This window comes from Xanthobacter agilis, from assembly GCF_021730435.1.
GTDB lineage: Bacteria > Pseudomonadota > Alphaproteobacteria > Rhizobiales > Xanthobacteraceae > Xanthobacter > Xanthobacter agilis.
In genome coordinates this window covers 71,249-93,639 of record NZ_JABWGX010000013.1, presented here as the reverse complement: position 1 = coordinate 93,639, position 22,391 = coordinate 71,249, and the positions used below count along the sequence as shown (strand labels likewise).

Genomic DNA, 22,391 nt, shown 5'->3' with positions numbered 1-22,391 from the left:
GCCGGCTCGGGATAACCCTGGCCGGCCGTGGTGCGAGAAGAAGGGATTGAACATGGCTGCGATCACCGCCGGGCTCGTCAAGGAACTGCGCGAAAAGACCGGCGCAGGCATGATGGACTGCAAGTCCGCGCTCACCGAGACGAGCGGCGACATCGAAGCTGCCGTGGACTGGCTGCGCAAGAAGGGCCTCGCCAAGGCCGCCAAGAAGGCCGGCCGCGTGGCCGCCGAGGGTCTCGTTGCCGTCGAGTCCTCCGGCCACTATGCCGCCGCCGTGGAAGTGAATGCGGAGACCGACTTCGTCGCCCGCAACCCCGACTTCCAGGCGTTCGTGCGCGAGGCGGCCAAGGTGGCCCTCAACACCGAGGGCACCCTCGAGGCCGTGGCCTGCGCCAAGTTCCCCGGCGAGGATCTGACGGTGGCCGACAAGCTCACCGCCCTCATCGCCAAGATCGGCGAGAACATGACCCTGCGCCGGGCCGCCAAGCTCACGGTGTCCGCGGGCGTGGTGGCCACCTATGTCCATGGCCAGGTGGCTGATGGTCAGGGCCGCATCGGCGTGCTGGTGGCGCTCGAATCGACCGGCGATGTGGAGAAGCTGTCCACCCTCGGCCGTCAGATCGCCATGCATGTGGCGGCGCTGAACCCGCTGGCGCTCGACGCCTCCGGCATCCCGGCCGAGACGGTCGCCCGCGAGAAGGCGATCCTGCTCGAGAAGCACCAGGGCAAGCCCGCCAACGTGCAGGACAAGATCGCCGAGAGCGGCATGAAGAGCTTCTTCAAGGAGAACACCCTCCTCGATCAGGCCTTCGTGCATGACGGCTCCAAGTCGGTGGCCCAGGTGCTGAAGGAGGCCGAGGGCCAGGTCGGCGCGCCGATCACGCTCAAGGGCTTCGTGCGCTATGCCCTCGGTGAGGGCATCGAGAAGGAAGAGACCGACTTCGCGGCCGAGGTGGCCGCCGCCGCCGGCCAGTCCTGAGCGAACGGGGAGGGGGCGTCCCCATGTCGTTCGACGATTCGGATGTTCCCGAGCCTCGGATGCCGTATGCGGCGCCGGGGCTCCCCTATCCCCGCATCCTGGTGAAGGTGTCGGGGGAGGCGTTGATGGGGCCGGAGCCATTCGGCCTTCATCCGCCGACCGTCGCGGCCATCGCCCGCGACCTCGTGGCGGCGCGCGCGCTCGGCTGCGAGGTGGCGGTGGTGGTGGGCGGCGGCAACATCCTGCGCGGCGCGCGGGTGGCGGGCGAAGACCTCGACCGGGCCACCGCCGACCACATGGGCATGCTCGCCACCGTCATGAACGGCCTTGCCCTGGAGCAGGCCATCGAGAAGGCGGGGGCGCCGGCCCGTACCCTCTCGGCGGTTCCCATGCCGACCGTGTGCGAGCCCTACGCCCGCCAGCCGGCCTTGCGGCATCTGCGGCGCGGGCGCATCGTCCTGCTCGCGGGCGGGACCGGGAATCCCTATTTCACCACCGACACGGGGGCGGTTCTGCGCGCGGCGGAGCTCGATTGTGACGCGGTGCTGAAGGCGACCAACGTGGACGGGGTCTATACCGCCGATCCGAAGACGGATCCTTCCGCGACCCGCTATGACCGGCTCACCCACGATCAGGCTCTGGCCTATGATCTGAAGGTGATGGACGCGGCTGCCTTCGCCCTTGCGCGGGAGGCGGCGCTGCCGATCATCGTGTTCTCCATTCGCGAGCCGGGGGCGATTGTCCGGGCGGCCACGGGTTCCGGCCGGGTGACCGTCGTGGCGCCCTGAGAGGGAAGGCGCCGCGCCTCGCGGGCGGCGGCTTCCGTTGTGCGGGTGGCGAGGGGTGGGGAATTGTGCCCGCGTTTGATCTTGACCGCTTCCGTCGCGCCCCGGTTTCGTTAGTTTGTCGAGGGCTCCGGATCACAGGCGGGACCATCACGCAGATTTCTTCACTTCGCCGTCGCTCTTGGCGGGGCGAAAGGCTAAAAGGTTCGGCCGCAAGCGCCGAGACGAGACAGCACAGAGGATTGCCATGACCACCGCTTCCTTCGATCTGGCCGACATCAAGCGCCGCATGCAGGGCGCCATCGGCGTGCTCAAGGACGAGCTTGGGGGCCTGCGCACGGGCCGGGCTTCCGCCAGCCTTCTGGAGCCCATCATGGTGGAGGCCTATGGGTCCCGCATGCCCATGAACCAAGTGGCGACGGTCTCGGTGCCGGAAGCGCGGCTGCTCCAGGTGCAGGTGTGGGACCGCAGCATGGTGAGCGCCGTGGAAAAGGCCATCCAGAACAGCAACCTGGGCCTCAACCCGGCCACCGAGGGGCAGGTGCTGCGCCTGCGTATTCCGGAGCTGAACCAGGAGCGGCGCCAGGAGCTGGTGAAGGTGGCCCACAAATATGCGGAGGCGGCCCGCGTCTCGGTGCGTCATGTGCGGCGCGACGGCATGGACCAGCTCAAGAAGCTGGAGAAGGACGCCGAGATGAGCGCCGATGATCTGGATCGGCTCTCGAAGGACGTCCAGAAGGCCACCGACGAAGCCATTATCGAGGTGGATCAGGTGGTGGCCCACAAGGAAAAGGAAATTCTGTCCGTCTGAGCCGCCCGGCAAGGAGCCCACGTTTTTGAGCCCTGAGCAAGCCATGTCCCTGCGTGCCGCCACGCGCGACGCTACCGGTGCCGAGGAGGTGCCGGCGGTGGTGCCGGTGCATGTGGGCATCATCATGGACGGCAACGGGCGCTGGGCGACCTCGCGCAAGCTGCCGCGGGTGGAGGGGCATCGGCGGGGAGTGGAGGCGCTGCGCCGATGCGTGCGCGCCGCCCGCGACATCGGCATTCGTTATCTCACCATCTACAGCTTCTCCCACGAGAACTGGTCGCGGCCGGTGACCGAGGTGTCGGAGCTGATGCGGCTCCTGAAGTTCTTCATCCGGCACGATCTGGCGGACATGCACGCCCAGGACGTGCGGGTGCGGGTGATCGGCGAACGCGCCGGCCTTTCCAAGGACATCCGCGCCCTGCTCGACGAGGCCGAGGCGCTGACGCGTGGCAATCAGGGGCTCACCCTGGTGGTGGCCTTCAACTATGGCGCGCGGCAGGAGATTGCCGCAGCCGCGGCCTCCATCGCCGCCGACGCGGTGGCCGGGCGCCTGCGGCCTGAGGACGTCACGGTCGAGCTGATCTCGCAGCGGCTGGAGACGGCGGGCATCCCCGATCCCGATCTCATCGTGCGCACCTCCGGGGAGCAGCGGCTGTCGAATTTCCTGCTGTGGCAGGCGGCTTACGCCGAATTCGTGTTCCTGCCCATCTACTGGCCGGACTTCGACAAGGCGGCGCTGGTGTCGGCCGTCAATGAATTTGCGCGGCGCGAGCGCCGCTTCGGCGGTGTGGTGCCGTCTCCGGCGCGCTGATGCCGGCTGAAGATCCGGCCCCTCGCCCGTCTCCCGCGCGCGTCAGCAGCGATTTGAGGCATCGTACCCTGTCGGCCCTGGTGCTGGTGCCGCTGGTGCTGGGCCTGACCGTGTTCGGCGGCTGGCCGTTCGCGGCGCTCTGGGTGCTCGCTGGCCTCGCGATTCTCTATGAATGGTCCGCCATGGCGCGGCTCGGCAAGCGCACCCTCTGGCTGACGCTGGGGGCGGTCGCGGTGGTGGTCGGCGCCGGGATGCTGGTCTTCGGGAGCCGGTCTTCGGCCCTCGGCACGGTCCTCGGCTGCGCGGCGGTGGCGGCGCTGCTGGTGCCGCGCCAAAGCGTGTGGAGCCTTTCGGGCGTGCTGGTGGCGGCGGCCGCGGCGCTGCCCATCATCGCTCTGCGGGGGGAGGGGCCGCTGGGGCTGCTGGCGGTGCTTTTCATTTATGCGGTGGTGTGGGCCACCGACATCTTCGCCTATTTCGTCGGCCGGGCCCTCGGCGGCCCCAAGCTGTGGCCGCGGGTGTCGCCGAACAAGACATGGTCGGGCGCCATCGGCGGCGCGGTGGCGGGGGTCGTCGCCGGGGTTGTGGTGGTGGCGGTCGGCGGGGTGGCCGATCTCTGGCCGGCGGGTGTCATCGCCTTGGCCCTCAGCGCGGTGAGCCAGGCCGGCGATCTGGCCGAATCGGCGGTGAAGCGGCGCTGCGGCGTGAAGGACGCAAGCCGCCTCATCCCCGGTCATGGCGGCATTCTGGACCGGCTCGACGGCTTTGCCGCCGCCGCGCTCGCGGCGCTGCTGCTCGCCGAGCTGCACGGTGGCATGGACCCGGCGGCCGCCCTCCTGTTGTGGTAGGAAGGGATCCATGGAACATGCTTCGGATCACCCTCGCCAACGCCTGACGCTGCTCGGCGCCACCGGCTCCATCGGCCGCAGCGTGGCCAAGGTGCTCGCGGACGCGCCCGGCCGCTTCCAGGTGGAAGCGGTGGCCGGGGGGCGGGATGTGGCGGCGCTGGCCGAAACCGCCCGCGCCCTGGGCGCGCGCTTCGCGGCGGTCGCCGACCCCAAGGCCGGGCCAGCCCTGGCGGATGCGCTCGCCGGCAGCGGCATCGCGTCCGGCGCCGGTCCCTCGGCAGTGCTGGAGGCGGCGGCGCGGGCGTGCGACCTGGTGGTCAGCGCCATCGTCGGCGTGGCGGGCCTGGCCCCATCGGTGGCGGCGCTGGGCGCCGGGCGGCGGATGGCTCTGGCCAACAAGGAATGCCTGGTGGCGGCCGGCGCCTTCTTCATGGCGGAGGCCGCCCGCCGTGGGGTTGAACTGCTGCCCATGGACAGCGAGCACAATGCCATCTTTCAGGCGCTGTCGGCCGCGCCCGCGCGGGCGGTGGAGAAGGTGACCATCACCGCCTCCGGTGGCCCGTTTCGCCTGAAGCGGCGAGAGGAGATCGCGCGGGCGACGCCCGCCGACGCGCTCAAGCATCCCAATTGGTCCATGGGCGCCAAGATCACCATCGATTCGGCGACCATGATGAACAAGGGGCTGGAGCTGATCGAGGCCCACCATCTGTTTGCCTTGCCGGCGGAGCGGCTGGACGCGGTGGTGCATCCCGAATCGGTGGTGCACGGCCTGGTGTCTTTCGTGGACGGGGCCGTGGTGGCGGGGCTGGCGGTGCCGGACATGTGCGTCCCCATCGCCCATTGCCTCAGCTATCCGGACCGCTTCGTCACCACCAGCCGGCGGCTGGACCTGGTTGCCGCCGGCAAGCTGACGTTCGAGGCGCCGGACGAGGCGCGGTTTCCGGCCCTGCGGCTGGCGCGCGCGGCAATGGCGGAGGGGGGCGCGGCGCCCACCCGTCTCAATGCCGCGAATGAGGTGGCGGTGGCCGCCTTCCTGGATGGGCGCCTCTCTTTCTATGGCCTGACCGATCTGGTGGAAGAGACGCTGGCGCGGCTGGATGGGGCGGCGGCGCCGGCTTCGGTGGACGACGCGCTCGCCCTGGATGCCGAGGCGCGGCGCCTCAGCGAAGGACTCTTGCCTAAGTTTGCCGCAAAGGCATCCTAAGGACAGCATCGGCGATTTGCGGCAATGGCTCCGCCGCCACGCGCGAGGACGTAAGGACGATGGACGCAGTTTCGGCATTCGGGGCGACAGTCACCGGTTTCGGCACATCCCTGCTGAGCTACGTCATTCCATTCCTGTTCGTGCTGACCTTGGTGGTGTTTTTCCACGAGCTCGGTCACTTCTGGGTGGCGCGGCGGGCCGGGGTGCGCATCCTCACCTTCTCTCTGGGCTTCGGGCCGGAGATCGCGGGCTTCAATGACCGGCATGGCACCCGCTGGCGCTTGTCCGCCATTCCGCTCGGCGGCTATGTGAAATTCTATGGGGACGAGGATGCGGCATCGGTGCCGGATCAGGCCTCGCTGGCCCGGATGACGCCGGCCGAGCGGCGCGAGAGCTTTTTCTTCCAGCCGGTGAAGTGGCGGGCCGCCATCGTGGCCGCCGGGCCGATCGCCAATTTCATTCTGGCGATTGTGATCTTCTCATTCGTGTTCATGGTGTTCGGCCGTCCGGTCTCGGCCCCGCGCGTGGATCAGGTGACGGCTGGCAGCGCCGCCGAGGTGGCGGGCTTCAAGCCGGGCGACCTCGTGCTGGAGATCGACGGCGCCAAGGTGGAGAGCTTCGCCGACATGCAGCGCATTGTCGGCATCCATGCCGGCCAGCCGCTCATGTTCCGGGTGGAGCGGGGCGGCGCCGATGTGACGCTGACCGCGACTCCCGAGCTGAAGGAAGTGAAGGACGGATTCGGCAACGTCCACCGCACCGGCCTGCTGGGCATTTCCCGCTCCCTCGCGGAGGGCGATGTGACGGTTCACCGCTACGGCCCGGTCGAGGCGGTGGCGATGGGGGTGCAGGAAACCTGGTTCGTGGTGGCGCGGACTTTCGATTACCTCGGCGGCCTGATCGCCGGGCGGGAATCGGCCGATCAGCTCGGCGGTCCCATCCGCATCGCGCAGGTGTCGGGGCAGGTGGCGACCTTCGGAATCGGTGCGCTGCTGTCGCTGGCGGCGGTGCTGTCGGTTTCGATCGGGCTTCTTAACCTCTTTCCCATTCCGATGTTGGATGGGGGACATCTTCTGTTCTACGCTTTCGAGGCAGTGCGCGGTCGGCCGTTGAGCGCCCGCACGCAGGACATCGGGTTTCGGATCGGGCTTGCGCTGGTGCTCATGCTGATGATCTTCGCGACCTGGAACGATGTCCTGCATATCGCTGCGATGTAAGGGGTTTGTGGGGTCGCTGGGAGTCGTGGCGGGAACGCAACGGTACCGGCAAAAAGGCGGGCGAAACGCCGGGCTCGGTTTGCAGCACGGCGAAAAGCTTGTACAAGCGGCACCACAGGGTGAGAATCCGCGACGGGTCCGTTGCGGGTTTGCGTTCGTCGAAATTTTGCAGGGTTGCGCGCCATATGACTGCTCCGCTCCGGGTGTTGAGAAAGCTGGCCGCCGCCGTGGGCATCGCTGCGTGCGTGGCGGTGTCGGCGGGTGCCGGTTCCCTCGTGGTGGCAGGGCCGGCGGTGGCCCAATCCAGCACCATCGTCGTGGAAGGAAATCGCCGGGTAGATGCGGATACCGTCCGCTCCTACTTCGGGTCCGCTCCTTACTCGGCCGCGAAGATCGATGAGGCCTGGAAGGCGCTCTACGCCACCGGCCTCTTCTCGGATGTTCAGGTCACTCAGTCGGGTGGGCGCATCATCGTTCGCGTCTCCGAGAATGAGGTGATCAACAAGGTTGCCTTCGAGGGCAACAAAAAGATCAAGGATGAGGTGCTGTCCGGAGAGGTGCAGTCAAAGGCGCGCGCTCCGCTCTCCAAGGCCACCGTCCAGGCCGATACCCAGCGCATCATCGACGTCTATCGTCGGTCTGGCCGCATGGGCGTGCGGGTCAATCCGGTCACCATCGATCGCGGTAACGGCCGCGTGGATCTGGTGTTCGAGATCAACGAAGGCGACAAGCTCGGGGTCGCGGACATCAAGTTCGTCGGCAACAAGGCCTTCTCGGATTGGAAGCTGAAGGACGTCATCTCGACGACCACCACCAACTGGCTGTCCTTCCTGAAGTCGACCGACGTCTATGATCCGGATCGGGTGAATTCGGACCAGGAGCTGCTGCGGCGCTTCTACCTGAAGAACGGCTATGCCGACTTCCGCATCCTGGCGGCGACGGCCGAGCTCGATCCGGCCGGCAAGGGCTACATCATCACCTTCACGCTTGATGAAGGCGAGCCCTACAAGTTCGGCAAGATCGACGTGGTCTCGAACATCAAGGACGTGCCGAGCGACTCTTTGAAGGGCGCGGTGCGCGCTGTGGATGGGCAGGTCTACAACGCCGAGATGGTCGAGAAGTCGGTTGAGAACCTCACCATCGAGGTCTCGAAGAACGGCTACGCCTTCGCTCAGGTTCGTCCGCGCGGCGATCGTGACTTCGAGAGCAAGAAGATCAACGTCCTGTTCGTGGTGGAGGAGGGGCCGCGCGTCTATATCGAGCGTATCGATATCCGCGGCAACACACGTACACGCGACTGGGTCATTCGGCGCGAGTTCGACCTCGGCGAAGGGGATGCGTACAACCGGGTGCTGGTGGATCGTGCCGAGCGTCGGCTGCGCAACCTCGGCTACTTCAAGACTGTCAAGATCACCAACGAGCCGGGTTCTGCGCCGGACCGCGTGATCCTGGTGGTGGACGTCGAGGATCAGCCCACGGGTGAGTTCGCGGTCTCTGGTGGCTACTCCACCTCGGACGGCATCATTGGCGAGGTGTCGCTGGGTGAGAAGAATTTCCTCGGTCGCGGTCAGTATGTGAAGGTGTCCGGGTCCTGGGGGCAGAATGCCCAGGGCGCCGAGTTCTCCTTCACCGAGCCCTACTTCCTGGGCTATCGCCTCGCGGCCGGCTTCGACCTCTATTGGAAGGAGACGCAGGCCACCAGCTACACGCCTTATGGCACCACGATGGTGGGTGGCGGTCTCCGCCTGGGTCTGCCGATTACCGACGAGATCACGTTCGCGCTGCGTTACAACCTCTATCAGCGTGACATCTCCATCTGCGATCAGAGCAGTTATCCGCTGGCCTACCAGCAGGAGTATTGCTACACGACCACCTCTTGGGCGGTGCGTCAGGCGGCGGCGGATGGCTCAACGATTACGTCGGTGGCGGGTTATACCCTGTCGTTCAACGGCCTCGACAACAATCAGAGCCCGACTCAGGGTCTGTATGCGGAGCTGAAGCAGGATCTTGCGGGGCTGGGGGGGGATGTGAACTTCCTTCGTACCACTGCGGACGTGCGCCACTATACTCCTCTGATGTTTGGCGACGCTGTGCTGATCCTGCGCGGGCAGGCTGGCTATGTGGACTCCTGGGGCGACTCCTCGTCCATGATGAATAACTTTTTCATGGGTCCGAACCTTGTTCGTGGTTTTGCTCCGTCGGGTATCGGTCCTCGCGATGTTTCGGGCTGCGCGAAGACCGGGTACGGGCCAGACGACAATGGCGTGTATGGGAAGATGCCGACGAACAAGCTCGCCCCGGCTTATTTGAACTGTCAGAGTGATACGACCACTGCGCTTGGTGGTACGCTCTACTGGGGAGTGTCGAGCGAGGTCCAGTTTCCGCTCGCCTTCCTGCCGAAGGACATCGGTTTGAAGATGGCCGTGTTTGCCGATGCTGGCTCAGTCTACGATTACAATGGGGACTACTCGTTTCCGGGCGTGGCTGGCTGGAATGGCAATAATGCCTATAACAGCCCGAATGTCGTGTTCTGCAAGACCACCGGCTATACAACGAAGAATGCGATCGGTAACGTGTGCGTCGCGGATGATAATGTTATCCGCTCGTCGATTGGCGCGAGCTTGATCTGGCAGTCTCCTTTCGGCCCCTTGCGCTTCGACTATGCCTGGGCGCTATCGAAGGCGAGCTACGACCAGATCCAGGAGTTCCGGTTCTCGGGCGGAACGCGCTTCTGATCTCTCTTCTTGAGGCAGGCGCCGGCGGGTCAAGGCTTGATGCCGCGACCCTCCGGCGCCTGAACATATTTGGCCATGACTGAGACCTCCTTCTTCCCACTGCCGGCGCCGTTGTCGTTGAATGATGTGGCCGAGGCGAGCGGCGCGCGCCTGCTGGTTCCCGATGGCTCCGGCGATGTGGGTCTGGGGGCGCGGGTCATCACCGGCGTCGCGACCCTGGAGACCGCGGGGCCGGGCGAGCTTGCGTTCTGTGACTCGGTGGAGTTCGCGGACAAGATGGGTGCAACCCGCGCGGCCGCCTGCATCACGTCGGAGCGGTTCGCGGACAAGGCCCCGGACGGGCTGGCGCTGCTCATTTCGGCGCGGCCGGCGGCGGCGTTTCTGGCGGTGACCCGGACTCTGTTTCCCTCGGCGCTGCGCCCGTTGCCGATTTTTGGGCAGGAGGGCATCGCGCCCGGTGCGTTGGTTCATCCCTCGGCGCGGCTCGAGGCCGGCGTCACGGTGGATCCGGGCGCGGTGGTGGGGCCGGATGTGGAAGTGGGTGCGGGTACGGTGATCTGCGCCGGCGCAATCATCGGACCGAAGGTTCGTATCGGGCGCAACAGCGCGGTTGGGCCGGGTGCCAGCGTCATCCACGCGCTGCTCGGCAACAATGTCATCATTCACGGGGGCGCGCGCATCGGTACCGATGGCTTTGGCTACCAGCCGAGCCCCAAGGGTCATCAGAAAGTGCCGCAGCTTGGGCGGGTGGTGATCCAGGACGATGTGGAGATTGGCGCGAACACCACGATCGACCGCGGCGCGCTGTCCGATACCGTGATCGGCGAGGGCAGCAAGATCGACAATCTGGTGCAGATTGCCCACAACGTGGTGATCGGCCGGCATTGCATCGTGGTGTCGCAGACCGGTATTTCCGGCTCCACGCGGCTCGGCGATTTCGTCATGCTGGGTGGCCAAGTGGGGGTGGTGGGTCACGTCACCATCGGCGACGGCGCGCAGATCGCGGCCTCCAGCAACGTGAAGGGCGATGTGCCGCCGGGGGTGCGCTGGGGCGGTTCGCCGGCGAAGCCGGTGCGGGAGTGGTTCCGCGAGGTGACAACCCTGAAGAAGTTGGCCGCGCGCCGAACCGCTGACGACGACGGGGAAGGATCGAACGCATGAGCGAGACGCTGACGCAGGACGCATCGCCCGAGGAAAAGGTGCTGGAATGCGTCGACATTCAGCGCATCCTGGCGTGCCTGCCGCATCGCTATCCGTTTTTGATGGTGGATCGTGTGGAGCGGATCGATGCCGATCGCTCGTGCGTCGGCGTCAAGAATGTCACCGCCAACGAGCCGCACTTCCAGGGTCATTTCCCAGGCAATCCGGTCATGCCGGGCGTCCTCATCATCGAGGGCATGGCGCAGACCGCGGGCGTCATCTGCGTGATGGGGAAGGACAACGGACAAAAGCCGTCGCTGGTCTATTTCATGACCATCGACGAGGCGAAGTTTCGTCGACCGGTGGTCCCGGGTGACGTGCTGGAATACCATATGACGCGCATTTCTCGGCGCAGGAACATGTGGTGGTATCGGGGCGAGGCAAAAGTGCGGGGCGAGCTGGTGGCCGAGGCCAAGGTCGGCGCCATGATCGTGGAGAATTGAGCGTGTCCAGGATCGACCCCACCGCCCGCGTTGAAAACGCGGCGGGTCTTGCCGACGATGTGGTGATCGGCCCCTATTGCATCCTCGGCCCTGATGTGAAGCTCGCCGCCGGAGTCCGGCTGCATGCTCATGTGAATATCCAGGGCGACACGACCATCGGCGCGCGCACGGAGATCTATCCGTTCGCGTCGCTGGGGACGGCGCCGCAATCGGTGCATTACAAGGGCGAGGCCACGCGGCTGGAGATCGGCTCCGATTGCCTGCTGCGGGAGCATGCGACCGCCAATATCGGGACTGCCGGGGGCAGGGGCGTCACCCGCATCGGTGATCACGTCATGATGATGACGGGCTCCCATGTGGGCCACGATTGCATCGTCGGCGACAATGTAATTTTCGCCAATAACGCGGTGCTGGGCGGCCATGTGAGCGTGGGTGACTTCACCTTCCTCGGGGGGCAGTGCGCGGTTCACCAGTTCACGCGCATCGGGGCGCAATGCATGATCTCGGGCCTCACCGGCGTGCGTGAGGATGTCATTCCCTTCGCCAATGTGTTGGGCCAGGCCGGCAAGCTCGTCGGGCTCAACGTGGTGGGGATGAAGCGGCGCGGCTTCACCAAGACCCAGCTGCACGAGGCGCGGGCCGTGTATCGCGAGCTGTTCTTCGGCGCGGGTACGTTCGACGAGCGACTGGAGCGGCTCCGGGAAAAGGTGGAGAGCTCGCCGTTCGTGGCGCAGGTGATGGCGTTTATCGATGCCGATCGCAAGCGCGCGCTCTGCCATCCCTCGCGGGGCGTGAGTGGGGAGGCGTGATCTTGGCTGCCACGCCGCCGACTGAGGTACGCGGCGCTGGCGACGGGAGCGCGCGGTCAGCCGGCAAAGGCGTCAATGGCATGTCCGCGGGCGGGCCGATCGGTATCGTAGCCGGCAACGGCGCATTTCCGGCGGCTGTGGCGGATGCCGTGCGGGCGCAGGGGCGCGACGTGGTCCTGTTCCTCATTCGCGGCTTCGCGGATCCGGCCCTTGAGCGCTACGAGCACCATTGGTTCCGTCTCGGCTCGCTGGGCAGCGTGGCGGCCAAGGCGAAGGCGCGCGGGATTCAGCAGGTGGTGATGGTCGGCGGCCTGACACGGCCTCGGGTGCGGGATCTCGGCCTCGACTGGACCATGGTGCGCCTTTTGCCACGCATCGCCCGGCTGTTTCGCGGCGGGGACAATCATCTTCTTTCGGGCGTGCTGGGTCTGGTGGCCGAGCAGGGCTTCCAGCTCTGTGGCGCGCACGAGGTGGCGCCGAGGCTGCTGTTGCCGGCGGGCGTGCTCGGCAGTCATGGTCCCAGCGCGCAGGCGCGGCGCGACATCGCGCTGGGACTTGGGCTCGTGCAGACCCTTGGTCCGTTCGATGTGGGTCAAGGGGTGGTGGTGGTGGATGGCCTGGTGGCCGCGGTCGAGGCGGCGGAAGGCACGGACCAGATGTTGGCTCGCTATGGCGAGTTGCGGCGCAGCGGCCGGCTTCGCTTTCCGGCTGGACGCGGAGTTCTGGTGAAGGCGCCGAAGCCGGGGCAGGACCGGCGTGTCGATCTGCCTTCGCTCGGCCCGGCCACGGTGGAGCGGGCGGCGGAGGCGGGATTGGCGGGTATCGCATTCGAAGCCGGGGGCGCCATCGTGCCGGACGCGGCGGCGCTGATCGCGGTGGCGGACCGGCTTGGCCTGTTCGTCGCGGGCGTGGATGAGGGCCTGTCTTGACCCTGCGCATCTTCATGCTGGCGGGGGAGGAGTCGGGCGATCAACTCGGCGGGGCGCTCATGCGGACCCTGCGGGATGCCGCTCCGGAGGGTATCGCCTACACTGGGGTGGGCGGCGCGCGCATGGCGGCGGCGGGGCTGAACAGCTTTTATCCCATGGAGGACCTGACCGCCATCGGCATCACCTCGGTGATGGCCAAGCTGCCGACGATCCTGCGGCGGCTGAAGGAGACCGTGGCGGCGGTCCTGGCCGATCCGCCCGATGTGCTGGTGCTGATCGATGCACCGGATTTCACACACCGGGTCGCGGCGCGGGTGCGGGCGGCCAACCCGCGCATTCCGATCGTGAAATACGTGTCGCCCACGGTCTGGGTGTGGCGCGAGGGGCGCGCGCGCGCGATGCGGCCTTATGTGGATGCACTGCTGGCGGTGCTGCCGTTTGAGCCGGAGGTGCATCGGCGGCTCGGCGGGCCGCCCACCTTCTACGTGGGGCATCCGCTGCTGGAGCGGCTGGCGGAACTGCGTCCAAACCCGGAAGAAGCCGCGCGCCGTCGCGGCGCGCCGCCTCGGATTCTTGTGCTGCCGGGGAGCCGCCGGCGGGAGATCGTGCGGCTGGGAGCTGATTTCGGCGCCGCGCTCGGGCAGGTCGCCGGCGCGCGGACGCTGGATCTGGTGCTGCCCACCCTGCCTCACCTGCAGGGGTTGGTCGAAGAGACGGTCGCAAGCTGGCCCGTGCGTCCGCGCGTGATTGTCGGCGAGGCGGAAAAATATGCCGCTTTCCGCACCGCGCGGGCGGCGCTGGCCGCGTCCGGCACGGTGACGCTGGAGCTTGCTCTCGCGGGCATTCCCCATGTGGCGGCCTATCGGGTCGGCTGGCTGGAGGCCCAGATCGGGCGGCGGGTGCTGAAGGGCACCACGGTCATCCTTCCCAATCTGGTGTTGGGTCAGAATGTGGTGCCGGAGTTCCTACAGGAATATTGCACCGTTCCGGCACTGGTGGGCGCATTGGGGGATGTGATCGCGGAGGGACCCGCGCGGCGCCGGCAGGAAGAGGCGTTTGCGCGGCTCGACGAGATCTTCGGCATCACCGGGCTCAGCCCCAGCGCGCGGGCGGCAGAGGTGGTGCTGCGTCTGGCGCGGAGCGGACGCACCGCGGCGCTCCCGGCACCGGAATAGCCGGGGCTTCATCGCAGGCGCTGCAGGCAAGGGCCTCTGGGTTGCCACGAGGTGCCACCAAGTGCCGCCAAGGGAGGGTCCCGTCGGCCCGCTCAGTCTGGCTGGCCTCGGGTGGCGTCCCCCATTCTTCTCCATACCACGATGCGGCTCGACCGCTTGCGGTGCGCCCTCTGCCCCGCCGACAGGCCACGTGTGCCGGAGCAAGGCCCCTTGAGCTCCACGCGCGCGCTTCTCCGGTCTCGGCAGAGAGATGTGCGCGTCTGCCGTGGTGCATCGCGGGAGAGGGTGCGGCAAGCAAGGGAGAAGGGCCCGCCGGCGGCCAGCGGAGGCGTCAGCCAAAAGAAAAAGGGCGAGGCCGCCATGGCCTCGCCCTTCTGCTGTGTCTGGCAGCCCGAACGCGATCGGCTCGGAGCCGCGCGCGCTCACTTGCGCTGCGACATCGCCACATAGTCCCGGCGGTCGGCGCCGGTGTAGAGCTGACGCGGACGGCCGATGCGCTGGCTCGGATCCTCGATCATTTCCTTCCACTGGCCGATCCAGCCCACGGTGCGGGCCAGGGCGAACAGCACCGTGAACATGGTGGTGGGGAAGCCCATCGCCTTCAGGGTGATGCCGGAGTAGAAATCGATGTTCGGATAGAGCTTCTTTTCGATGAAGTATTCATCGTGAAGCGCAATGCGCTCCAACTCCACCGCCACGTCGAGCAGCGGATCGTCCTTGATGCCGAGCTCGGTGAGGACCTCATGGCAGGTGCGCTGCATGATCTTCGCGCGCGGGTCGTAATTCTTGTAGACCCGGTGGCCGAAGCCCATGAGACGGAACGGATCGTTCTTGTCCTTGGCGCGGGCGATGAACTCGGGAATGCGGTCCACGCTGCCGATCTCGGCGAGCATCTTGAGGGCCGCCTCATTAGCGCCGCCGTGGGCGGGACCCCACAGGCAGGCGACGCCGGCCGCGATGCAGGCGAACGGGTTGGCACCCGACGAACCGGCGAGACGGACCGTGGAGGTGGAGGCGTTCTGCTCGTGATCCGCGTGGAGGATAAAGATCTTATCCAGGGCGCGGGAGAGCGTCGGGCTCACCTTGTAGTCTTCGCAAGGAACTGCGAAGCACATGTTCAGGAAATTGGACGCGTAATCCAATTCATTCTTGGGATAAACAAAGGGCTGGCCCACGGAATACTTGTAGGCCATGGCCGCCAGCGTCGGCATCTTCGCGATCATGCGGATGGACGCGATGAGGCGCTGGTTCGGATCAGAAATGTCTGTCGAGTCGTGATAGAAGGCCGACAGAGCGCCGACCGAAGCCACCATGATGGCCATCGGGTGGGCGTCACGGCGGAAACCGTTGAAGAAACGGGTCATCTGATCGTGAATCATCGTGTGATGAGTCACGGATTGGTCGAACTCCGCCTTCTGGGCGGCGGTCGGCAGTTCGCCGTAAAGCAGGAGATAACAGGTTTCAAGGAAGTCGCCGTTCTCGGCGAGCTGCTCGATGGGGTAGCCGCGGTAGAGCAGCACGCCCTCATCGCCATCGATATAGGTAATCTTGCTTTCGCACGAGGCCGTCGAGGTAAAGCCAGGGTCGTAGGTGAACATCCCGGTCTGGCCGTAGAGCTTCGAGATGTCGACTACGTCAGGCCCGATAGTTCCCCCGCGGATCGGCAGATCCCAGCTCTTTTCGCCCAAGCTGAACTTGGCGGCTTTGGCCCCGGAGTTGTTGGTGGCGTCCATGGATCCCTCATCCTTTGGGCGGACTGGGCGCCTTCGCGAATGCGAAGCCGCCGCAGCGCAGTCCTAAACCCTCCCCATTCCTGCCGCAAGCATGACCATGCTTCACCGAGAGGCAGGGGAGCGGGATTCAGCGGCGGCAAGGTCTTCCGGGGTGTTCACGTTGAAGAACGGGTCGCCGTTCGCCGTATCCCAGCTTTCTGTTACGGCGCCAAGCGTTGCCAGGAGAAGCCCGACTTTCCGCTGCCCTGCAGCGAGGGCCACGGCGAGGGGGGCGCGCGCGGCCTGCGGCCACACCGCAATGACATGATGCATCTGCCCTGCGGACCCTGCGCAGACCACCTCTGCAGTCTCTGCATACCGATGTATGAGTCGGGAGACGAGGTCGTCCGGGAGAAAGGGCGTATCGGCTGCCACCGTCACGAGGGGGGTGCCGGGCGATTCCCGCTCCAGCCATTCCAGGCCCGCCAGAACACCGGCCAGCGGGCCAGGGCGCTCGGCCACCGTGTCGGGAATCACCGGCAGGCCGAACGCTGCGAACAGCTCGGACGGATCATTGGCATTGATGGCAAGGCCCGCGACCTGCGGCGCCATGCGCGCGATCACATGGGCGATCAAGGGGCGGCCGGAGAGGGGCATCAGGGGCTTCGGCAGCGCGCCGGAGGGGCTGGCGGCAGCCGACATCCGGCGTCCATGCCCGCCAGCCAGGATGAGGCCGAAGGGGCGGCCCACGGCGCTCACGGGGTGTACCTTGCGCGCATGCGGGAACGAAGGCGTGCTGCGATGCGGGAAACGGGGAAAAGCCCGGCTATGAAGCCGGGCTTTCGGGTCGGGGGCAGGCCCGCCGGGGTCAATCCACCAGTGCCGGGGGGCGATCGGACGTCACGCGGCGCGGCAGCACCGCCGAGACCCGAGCGGTGATGGCCCGCCACAGGGCGAAGTCGTTGAAGCGGGAGCCCTCGAACCAGCCGATCAGAGCCGCGGCCATGAAGGGCAGGCTCTGCACCATCAGCGCGATGCCATAGAGGTTGATCTCGCGGATATGGCGCCAGTCGTTTTTGGTCAGCGCCACGCCCGGCAGGTTGTTCAAGACGATGAGCGCGATGCCGGCCACCAGCAGCAGGCCGCCGAGCGTGGCCTCGGGCAGGGCCGGGAAGTGGCGGGCGGCGCCGGCGAGCCAGTTCTTGCCCTTGGCGGTGCGGGCGAAGGCAAGGTCCTTGTAGCGGAACCCGTCCAGCACCGCCTTGGCCACGGTGTATTGCACCGCGCTCGCCGCCACGGCGGCGCCCACCATGCGCAGCGGCGTGGTTTCCACCCGCAGCCGATAAAGGCTCACGAAGTGCATCAGATAGACCAGGAAGGTCATCAGGATCGGCAGAGTGAGCACATAGGCCGGCACCGAGACGCCGAGCAGCAGCACGAACGGCACGAAGGCCAGGGATGCCACCGCCATCAGCGCGCCCACGGATTCCGAGCCGAGCCAGGAGATCCAGCCCAGGACGAAGTGCCGCTTCTGGGCCGTGGTCAGGCGCGAGCGGCCGGGCAGGAAGCGCGGCCAGTGCTTCTTGATGATCTGGAAGCCGCCGTAGGCCCAACGGTGACGCTGCTTCTTGAACGCCTCGAAATCGTCCGGCAGCAGGCCATAGCCGTAGCGCTTGCGGGTGTAATGGGTCTTCCAGCCGTTCTCGGCGATGGACAGGCCGAGGTCGGTGTCCTCGCAGATGGTGTCCGACGACCAGTTGCCCGCCTCCAGCATGGCGGCGCGGCGGATCAGGCACATGGTGCCATGCACCACGATGGCGTCGTCCTCGTTACGCTGAACCATGCCGATGTCGAAGAAGCCGGCATATTCGGCATTCATGGCCTCATGCAGGGGGCTGCGGCCGGCGTCGCGATGGTCCTGCGGCGCCTGGACGAGGCCCACCGTCGGGTCCTCGAACACCGGCACGAGATCCTTCAGCCAATCGGGCGTGACCACATAGTCGGCATCGATGACGCCGATGATCTCGGCATCGGCCGCGGTGTGCTCGAGCGCGATGCGCAGGGCGCCCGCCTTGAAGCCCGCGACCTTCTCCGCATTGATGAACTTGAAGCGGTCGCCGAGCTTGGCGCAGTGCTCGCGCACCGGCTCCACCATCGCCGGGTCGGGGGTGTTGTTGACGATGATGATGGCTTCGAAGTTCGGATATTCGAGCTTGGCCAGCGCGTCGATGGTCTCCTTCAGCATCTCCGGCGGCTCGCGATAGGCGGGCACGTGAATGGAGACCTTGGGAAAGCGTGAGGGCGTGCCCGGCTTCAGCGATTCCACCAGCCGCTGCGGACCGTTGCCGAAGGCGATGGCGGCCATCTCCTCCACCCGGTACAGCAGCACGAACACCAGGGGCACCAGCATCACCACGCTGAGCGCGAGGGTGACATAGTCGCCGCCGGTCACGTAATGGTTCATCCAATAGTCGACCACGGTCGCCAGCCATGCGGCGACGCCGTTGGCGGTGCCGGCCAGCACCAACCCCTGGGACACGGTGAGCTCGCGCATGCGCAGCAGTGGCAGGGTGAACAGGACGCCCAGCAGCAGGGCCAGAACGGCGGTCTGGGTGTAGGTGTGCTCGTAGATGGGGCCGGTGAGCGGGAACTTCAGGTTCCGGTCGGCGTCGAACACGCCCCAGTATTGACCCACCGAGCCTTCGTTCTGCTTCTTAGGCAGGTCGAACGCCTCGATGATGTTGTACTCGATGCCCAGGGCATCCGCGCGCGAAACGAAATCACGGATGATCTTGGCCTGCTCGATCGGGTCGGGCACGCTGGCGCCGCGGTTGAAACCGTGGGACGGCCACCCGAACTCGCCGATCACGATGCGCTTGCCGGGATAGGCGGTGCGCAGGCGGTTGTAGGCGTTGATGGTGTAGTCCACCACCCGGTCGGCCGGCACGTCTTCCCAATAGGGCAGGATGTGGGCGAGGATGAAGTCGGCGGAGGCGGCCACCTCGGGATGGTCGAGCCAGGTGTTCCAGATCTCGCCGGTGGTCACCGGCACGTTCACTTGCCGCTTCACCTGCCGGATCAGCTCGGCGAGCTCGGCATCGTCCATGTCGCCGCGCAGCAGGGTTTCGTTGCCGACCACCACCGCCTGTACGTTGCGATTTTTCTTCGCGACCTCGATCAGCCCGGCGATTTCGCGCTCGTTGCCCGTCTTCGCCTTCTCGATGACCGCGCCGCTGTCCTTGTCCTTGTCGCGGTTCAGCCACGCGCCGGCGGTGACCTTGATGCCCTGCTCGCCGGCGATGGGCGCAATCAGTTCCTTGCCGTTGGTGGAGGAATAGGTGCGCACGCCGCGGGTGTAGGGCGCCACCACCTGCATGTCGGCGCGGATCTGCCCCGCATTGGTCAGGGCCTCGCCCTCGGGGCTCATGCTTCGGCTGAAGGGCGCGAACGACAGGCTCTGGAAGCGATCCGTGATGTTCGGAGCGCTGACCTCGGGACGCAAGGAAATCCACATCGCGGCGTGGATCGATGTCACAACCGCAATGACCGCCGCCGCAGCAGCTAGACCGGGACGCATGGCGATGCCCACCCAAATCGGGGATATCTTGAACCTGCAACGCCCTGTTGCGGCGAAGGGTTCTGGAAAACCTGGACGTGGAACACCGTTTCGACCTGCCCCACGGTCGGCATTGCGGCGCGGGTGTAACCCTACGCTGCAATGCGTCGAGACACTAACATGCTCAGCTTTGAAGATAAATCCTGATCGTGGCGGGCCTGGGACGCCGTTGCGTCAGCCCCGTGACCCGCCGATGATCTCATTGTTGCGCCGGAGCGGGGGCGGCGGCGGGCGGGGCCGCGATGTAGTCGGGGTTCACCCAGCACTGGTGGACGCGTGCGTCCACACGCTCGCGGGCCTTAGGGTCAAGCTTGCCCTGGCGCACCAGGCAGCGGAAGGCGAGCTTCAGGTGCTCGCTCGGGCACCCGAAACGCTCGTAGATTTCCATATGCCGGCGCGCGGTGTCGATGTCGTCGTTCCAAAGTAGTGCGGCAATCCGCCGCCCCGTCCAGACGCATTCGGGCAAGCCTGCGGTTCCCGGAAGCTTGGCGGCTTCGTTGAACTCCTCCACCGAGCGGCGCTGCGCCTCCTGGGCGGCCTTCTGCTCAGGGGTCAACTGCGGCTCCTGGGCGGCCGGCTTCTGGTCGGGGGGGGCGGACTGCTGGGCCGCCGCCGGCGCGAGCCCGGCGCCGAAGCTGCACGCGAGGGCGAAGGCGCCCGCCAGGGCTGAAATCTTAAAGCGTTGCATGAGGGCCATGATCTTCAGAAGGAAGGCGCGGTGCGATCCGCCGCGACACGTTAGGTGAAGGCGTTGAATTTGTCAGCATGACGGCGCGGGAACCGGCAACCACCGGTCTTTGGTCGCGTGGCGCAAGGCTTCACACCGCGGTCGCGAGGCTCTATGTGGCGCGGGGCCTGCGTTTGATCCTCCGGCGTCCCGCCGCCTTGCTGCCCTGGAGTTCCGATGTCCCGATCCGTGCGGCTGCCGCTCGCTCTCGCGTTCATCGTCGCCATTGTCATCTGCGGCCTCTGGGCCTGGCTCGGCCGGCCGGTGGCGATGCCGCCCTCGCCGCTGGCGGCCGGCGAAACGCTGCCGTGCGTGTCCTATGCCCCGTTCCGCGACGGGCAGTCGCCGTTCGAGAAGGAGCTGATGATTCCGGAGGCCCAGATCGACGAGGACTTCGCCCAACTCGCCAAGATCACGAGCTGCGTGCGCACCTACGCGGTCGAGAAGGGGCTCGACAAGGCGCCGGCCATCGCCCGCAAGCACGGGCTCACCATGCTGCTCGGCATCTGGCTCGGGCCGGACGTGGATCGCAACCGGGTGGAGCTCGACACCGGCGTGCGTCTCGCACAGGAAAATCCCGACGTGGTGAAGGCCGTGGTGGTGGGCAATGAGGTGCTGCTGCGCGGCGAGATGTCGGCGACCGATCTCGGTTCAACCTTGCGTTGGGTCAAGTCGCAGGTGGGCGCGGTGCCAGTGACCTATGCCGACGTGTGGGAGTTCTGGGAGCGCAACAAGGGGCTCACCCAGAACGTGGATTTCGTCACCATCCACATCCTGCCCTATTGGGAGGACCTGCCCGTTTCCGCCGCCGAGGCCGGTCCCCATGTGGACGAGATTCGCCAGAAAATGGCGGAGGCCTTCCCCGGCAAGGAGATCCTGATCGGCGAGACCGGCTGGCCCAGCGCCGGCCGCATGCGTGAGGAGGCGTTGCCCTCGCCCTCCAATCAGGCGCGGGTGATGCATGACGTGGTGGCTCTCGCCAAGAAGCGGGGCTACCGGGTGAACGTCATCGAAGCGTTCGACCAACCCTGGAAGCGCCGCAGTGAAGGCACCGTGGGTGGCCATTGGGGCCTTATCGACGCCTCCACCCGCACCCCGAAGTTCGAGTGGGGCCGGCCGGTGGAGGATTTTCCAGGCTGGAAGATGCACATCGCGGTCGGCCTTGTGGTGGTGGCCGCCGCCTTCGGAGCGGCCTGGCGCGCCGGGCGCGATCGCGCCGATGGGGTGACGCCGGCCGAGTGGGGGGCGGTTGCGCTGGCGGCCCTGTTCGGCGGGGCGACCCTTGGCGCGGCCATTTCGGCGCTGCCCCTGGAGAGCCTCGGTTTTGTCGGCTGGCTGCGCAACGGCCTGTTGCTGGCGGTGGCCGCCGCCGCGATGGTGGTGATGCCGGCGGTGATCGGCGCGGGGCGGGGGCTCGCCCCCTTCGCGGCGGCCCTGGATGGGCGGCTGCGCGCGCGTTCCGACGCCAGCACCATCGCCTCGGCCCTGGTGCTGGTGCTGGGCGTGGTGGCGGTCGGCACGGTGGCGTTCGAGCTGGTCTTCGATCCGCGCTACAAGGATTTTCCGGTGTTTTCCCTCACCGGCGTGGTCGCCGCCCTGCTGGCGCCGCTGCTGGTGCGGCGCGCCGAGCGGGAGGGGGCGGGATTGGGCGAGACGGTGGCCGCATGGGTGATGCTCGTCGGCGGCATCTATGTTCCGCTCAACGAGGGCCTGTCCAATTGGCAGGCGGCCTGGTTCGGCGCGCTGTGCCTGGTGCTGGCCTTCACGCTGTGGCGGGTCCAGGCCGTGCGAAGGAAAGGATGAGGCCCATCGCCGCCAGCGCGCCGGCGATTTCGTTGTGGAACACCAGGGCGAAAGCGCTGAACACCAGCGCCATGGCGAAGGCGGCGAGCGAGGGCGCGACGAGCTGGATCAGGGCGCCGCCCAGCGCCAGCGCGCCGAACACGTTCCACAAGGACAAGGTGAGCACGGCGGCGCGGCCATAGCAGCCCATGCTTTCGAGCCCCGCCTCGCAGGCGAGGCCGACCAGGGCCGGCTCCACCACCATGTAGCGCATGTAGAGCGCCCAGCCGACAGCGCCCATGCCGAGCGGAATCAGCCAGTTGAGGCTCTTGGGTCCGGGGCGGAACTGAGGCCGGTCGGCATAGGGAACTTCGGGCATGGCGGATGATCCGGACCTTGGTTGGCGCGGCAGGCTTAAGAGGTGGCGGCTGCGCCGTCCAGAGGCAAGGGGGATGGGGGGCCTGCGGCGCGGGCGATCCGGCCCTTGCCCGCGCCGCCTGTCGGCCGGGCGCACGCTTGAATCCCGTGGCAGAGGCCACGTTCGATCGGCATCGCCGCTCTGCTCCCGCACCCTTTCCCGGCGGCGGCGGGCGCGATAAGGGACAGGGCTC

19 protein-coding genes are annotated in these 22,391 nt (G+C 66.9%); 14 read left to right on the top strand and 5 right to left on the bottom strand.

Translation table 11 applies throughout. The features are described from left to right. The first annotated feature begins 52 nt into the window (after nucleotides 1-52). The 13 genes from tsf to lpxB all read left to right on the top strand — a co-directional run bounded on the left by tsf (nucleotide 53) and on the right by lpxB (nucleotide 13,943). The gene (gene tsf, locus HUW53_RS11280) at nucleotides 53-976 is read left to right on the top strand and encodes a translation elongation factor Ts (protein WP_237345862.1); all 924 of its coding nucleotides are present in this window, start codon (nucleotides 53-55) and stop codon (nucleotides 974-976) included. A 23-nt stretch (nucleotides 977-999) separates the two neighbouring features. Beyond that, a complete protein-coding gene (gene pyrH / locus HUW53_RS11275; RefSeq protein ID WP_370877854.1) occupies nucleotides 1,000-1,764 on the top strand; it encodes a UMP kinase in 765 nt (254 codons plus the stop codon). Nucleotides 1,765-2,008: 244 nt separating this feature from the next. After that, a complete protein-coding gene (gene frr / locus HUW53_RS11270; protein ID WP_237345861.1) occupies nucleotides 2,009-2,572 on the top strand; it encodes a ribosome recycling factor in 564 nt (187 codons plus the stop codon). Nucleotides 2,573-2,615: 43 nt separating this feature from the next. Further along, nucleotides 2,616-3,383: an isoprenyl transferase gene (locus HUW53_RS11265; RefSeq protein WP_237345860.1), complete on the top strand. Its 768-nt coding sequence runs from the start codon at nucleotides 2,616-2,618 to the stop codon at nucleotides 3,381-3,383. Between the two features lie 53 nt (nucleotides 3,384-3,436). Continuing rightward, on the top strand, nucleotides 3,437-4,231 hold the full coding sequence (locus HUW53_RS11260) for a phosphatidate cytidylyltransferase (protein WP_237345859.1): 795 nt from the start codon (nucleotides 3,437-3,439) through the stop codon (nucleotides 4,229-4,231). A 10-nt stretch (nucleotides 4,232-4,241) separates the two neighbouring features. After that, nucleotides 4,242-5,435 carry a 1-deoxy-D-xylulose-5-phosphate reductoisomerase gene (gene dxr, locus HUW53_RS11255; protein WP_237345858.1) on the top strand — a complete coding sequence of 398 codons (1,194 nt, stop codon included), beginning with the start codon at nucleotides 4,242-4,244 and terminating at the stop codon, nucleotides 5,433-5,435. Between the two features lie 59 nt (nucleotides 5,436-5,494). Then, nucleotides 5,495-6,652 (top strand): RIP metalloprotease RseP, encoded by a 1,158-nt coding sequence (rseP, locus tag HUW53_RS11250; RefSeq protein ID WP_237345857.1) that lies wholly within the window; start codon nucleotides 5,495-5,497, stop codon nucleotides 6,650-6,652. A 185-nt stretch (nucleotides 6,653-6,837) separates the two neighbouring features. After that, nucleotides 6,838-9,387, top strand: a complete 2,550-nt coding sequence (bamA, locus tag HUW53_RS11245) for an outer membrane protein assembly factor BamA (protein WP_237345856.1) — start codon at nucleotides 6,838-6,840, stop codon at nucleotides 9,385-9,387. Nucleotides 9,388-9,462: 75 nt separating this feature from the next. After that, nucleotides 9,463-10,548, top strand: coding sequence for a UDP-3-O-(3-hydroxymyristoyl)glucosamine N-acyltransferase (gene lpxD, locus HUW53_RS11240; protein ID WP_237345855.1), 1,086 nt, complete (start codon nucleotides 9,463-9,465; stop codon nucleotides 10,546-10,548). Continuing rightward, on the top strand, nucleotides 10,545-11,030 hold the full coding sequence (fabZ, locus tag HUW53_RS11235; protein ID WP_237345854.1) for a 3-hydroxyacyl-ACP dehydratase FabZ: 486 nt from the start codon (nucleotides 10,545-10,547) through the stop codon (nucleotides 11,028-11,030). The genes lpxD and fabZ overlap by 4 nt, the downstream gene beginning before the upstream one ends. Before the next feature lie 2 nt (nucleotides 11,031-11,032). Beyond that, nucleotides 11,033-11,839 (top strand): acyl-ACP--UDP-N-acetylglucosamine O-acyltransferase, encoded by an 807-nt coding sequence (gene lpxA, locus HUW53_RS11230; RefSeq protein ID WP_237345853.1) that lies wholly within the window; start codon nucleotides 11,033-11,035, stop codon nucleotides 11,837-11,839. Nucleotides 11,840-11,919: 80 nt separating this feature from the next. Beyond that, complete coding sequence (locus tag HUW53_RS11225; RefSeq protein WP_237345852.1) at nucleotides 11,920-12,768, top strand: LpxI family protein; 849 nt, start codon at nucleotides 11,920-11,922, stop codon at nucleotides 12,766-12,768. Between the two features lie 14 nt (nucleotides 12,769-12,782). Continuing rightward, nucleotides 12,783-13,943 (top strand): lipid-A-disaccharide synthase, encoded by a 1,161-nt coding sequence (gene lpxB / locus HUW53_RS11220; protein WP_237345905.1) that lies wholly within the window; start codon nucleotides 12,783-12,785, stop codon nucleotides 13,941-13,943. A 422-nt stretch (nucleotides 13,944-14,365) separates the two neighbouring features. On the opposite strand, the gene gltA is transcribed toward lpxB, so the two are convergent. The 4 genes from gltA to HUW53_RS11200 form a co-directional block, all read right to left on the bottom strand. After that, on the bottom strand, nucleotides 14,366-15,676 hold the full coding sequence (gene gltA / locus HUW53_RS11215; protein ID WP_237345851.1) for a citrate synthase: 1,311 nt from the start codon (nucleotides 15,674-15,676) through the stop codon (nucleotides 14,366-14,368). 102 nt (nucleotides 15,677-15,778) lie between these two features. After that, the gene (mobA, locus tag HUW53_RS11210; protein WP_336885713.1) at nucleotides 15,779-16,405 is read right to left on the bottom strand and encodes a molybdenum cofactor guanylyltransferase MobA; all 627 of its coding nucleotides are present in this window, start codon (nucleotides 16,403-16,405) and stop codon (nucleotides 15,779-15,781) included. A gap of 118 nt (nucleotides 16,406-16,523) precedes the next feature. Continuing rightward, nucleotides 16,524-19,232: a glycosyltransferase gene (locus tag HUW53_RS11205; RefSeq protein ID WP_370877855.1), complete on the bottom strand. Its 2,709-nt coding sequence runs from the start codon at nucleotides 19,230-19,232 to the stop codon at nucleotides 16,524-16,526. A 238-nt stretch (nucleotides 19,233-19,470) separates the two neighbouring features. Further along, nucleotides 19,471-19,959, bottom strand: a complete 489-nt coding sequence (locus tag HUW53_RS11200) for a hypothetical protein (RefSeq protein WP_237345849.1) — start codon at nucleotides 19,957-19,959, stop codon at nucleotides 19,471-19,473. Nucleotides 19,960-20,175: 216 nt separating this feature from the next. Here HUW53_RS11200 and HUW53_RS11195 point away from each other — a divergent pair, with 216 nt between their 5' ends. Then, complete coding sequence (locus tag HUW53_RS11195) at nucleotides 20,176-21,801, top strand: glycoside hydrolase family 17 protein (RefSeq protein WP_237345848.1); 1,626 nt, start codon at nucleotides 20,176-20,178, stop codon at nucleotides 21,799-21,801. Here the strand turns inward: HUW53_RS11195 and HUW53_RS11190 are convergent. Continuing rightward, a complete protein-coding gene (locus HUW53_RS11190) occupies nucleotides 21,761-22,159 on the bottom strand; it encodes a hypothetical protein (RefSeq protein ID WP_237345847.1) in 399 nt (132 codons plus the stop codon). The two genes, HUW53_RS11195 and HUW53_RS11190, sit on opposite strands and share 41 nt — an antisense overlap. Between the last annotated feature and the right edge of the window lie 232 nt (nucleotides 22,160-22,391).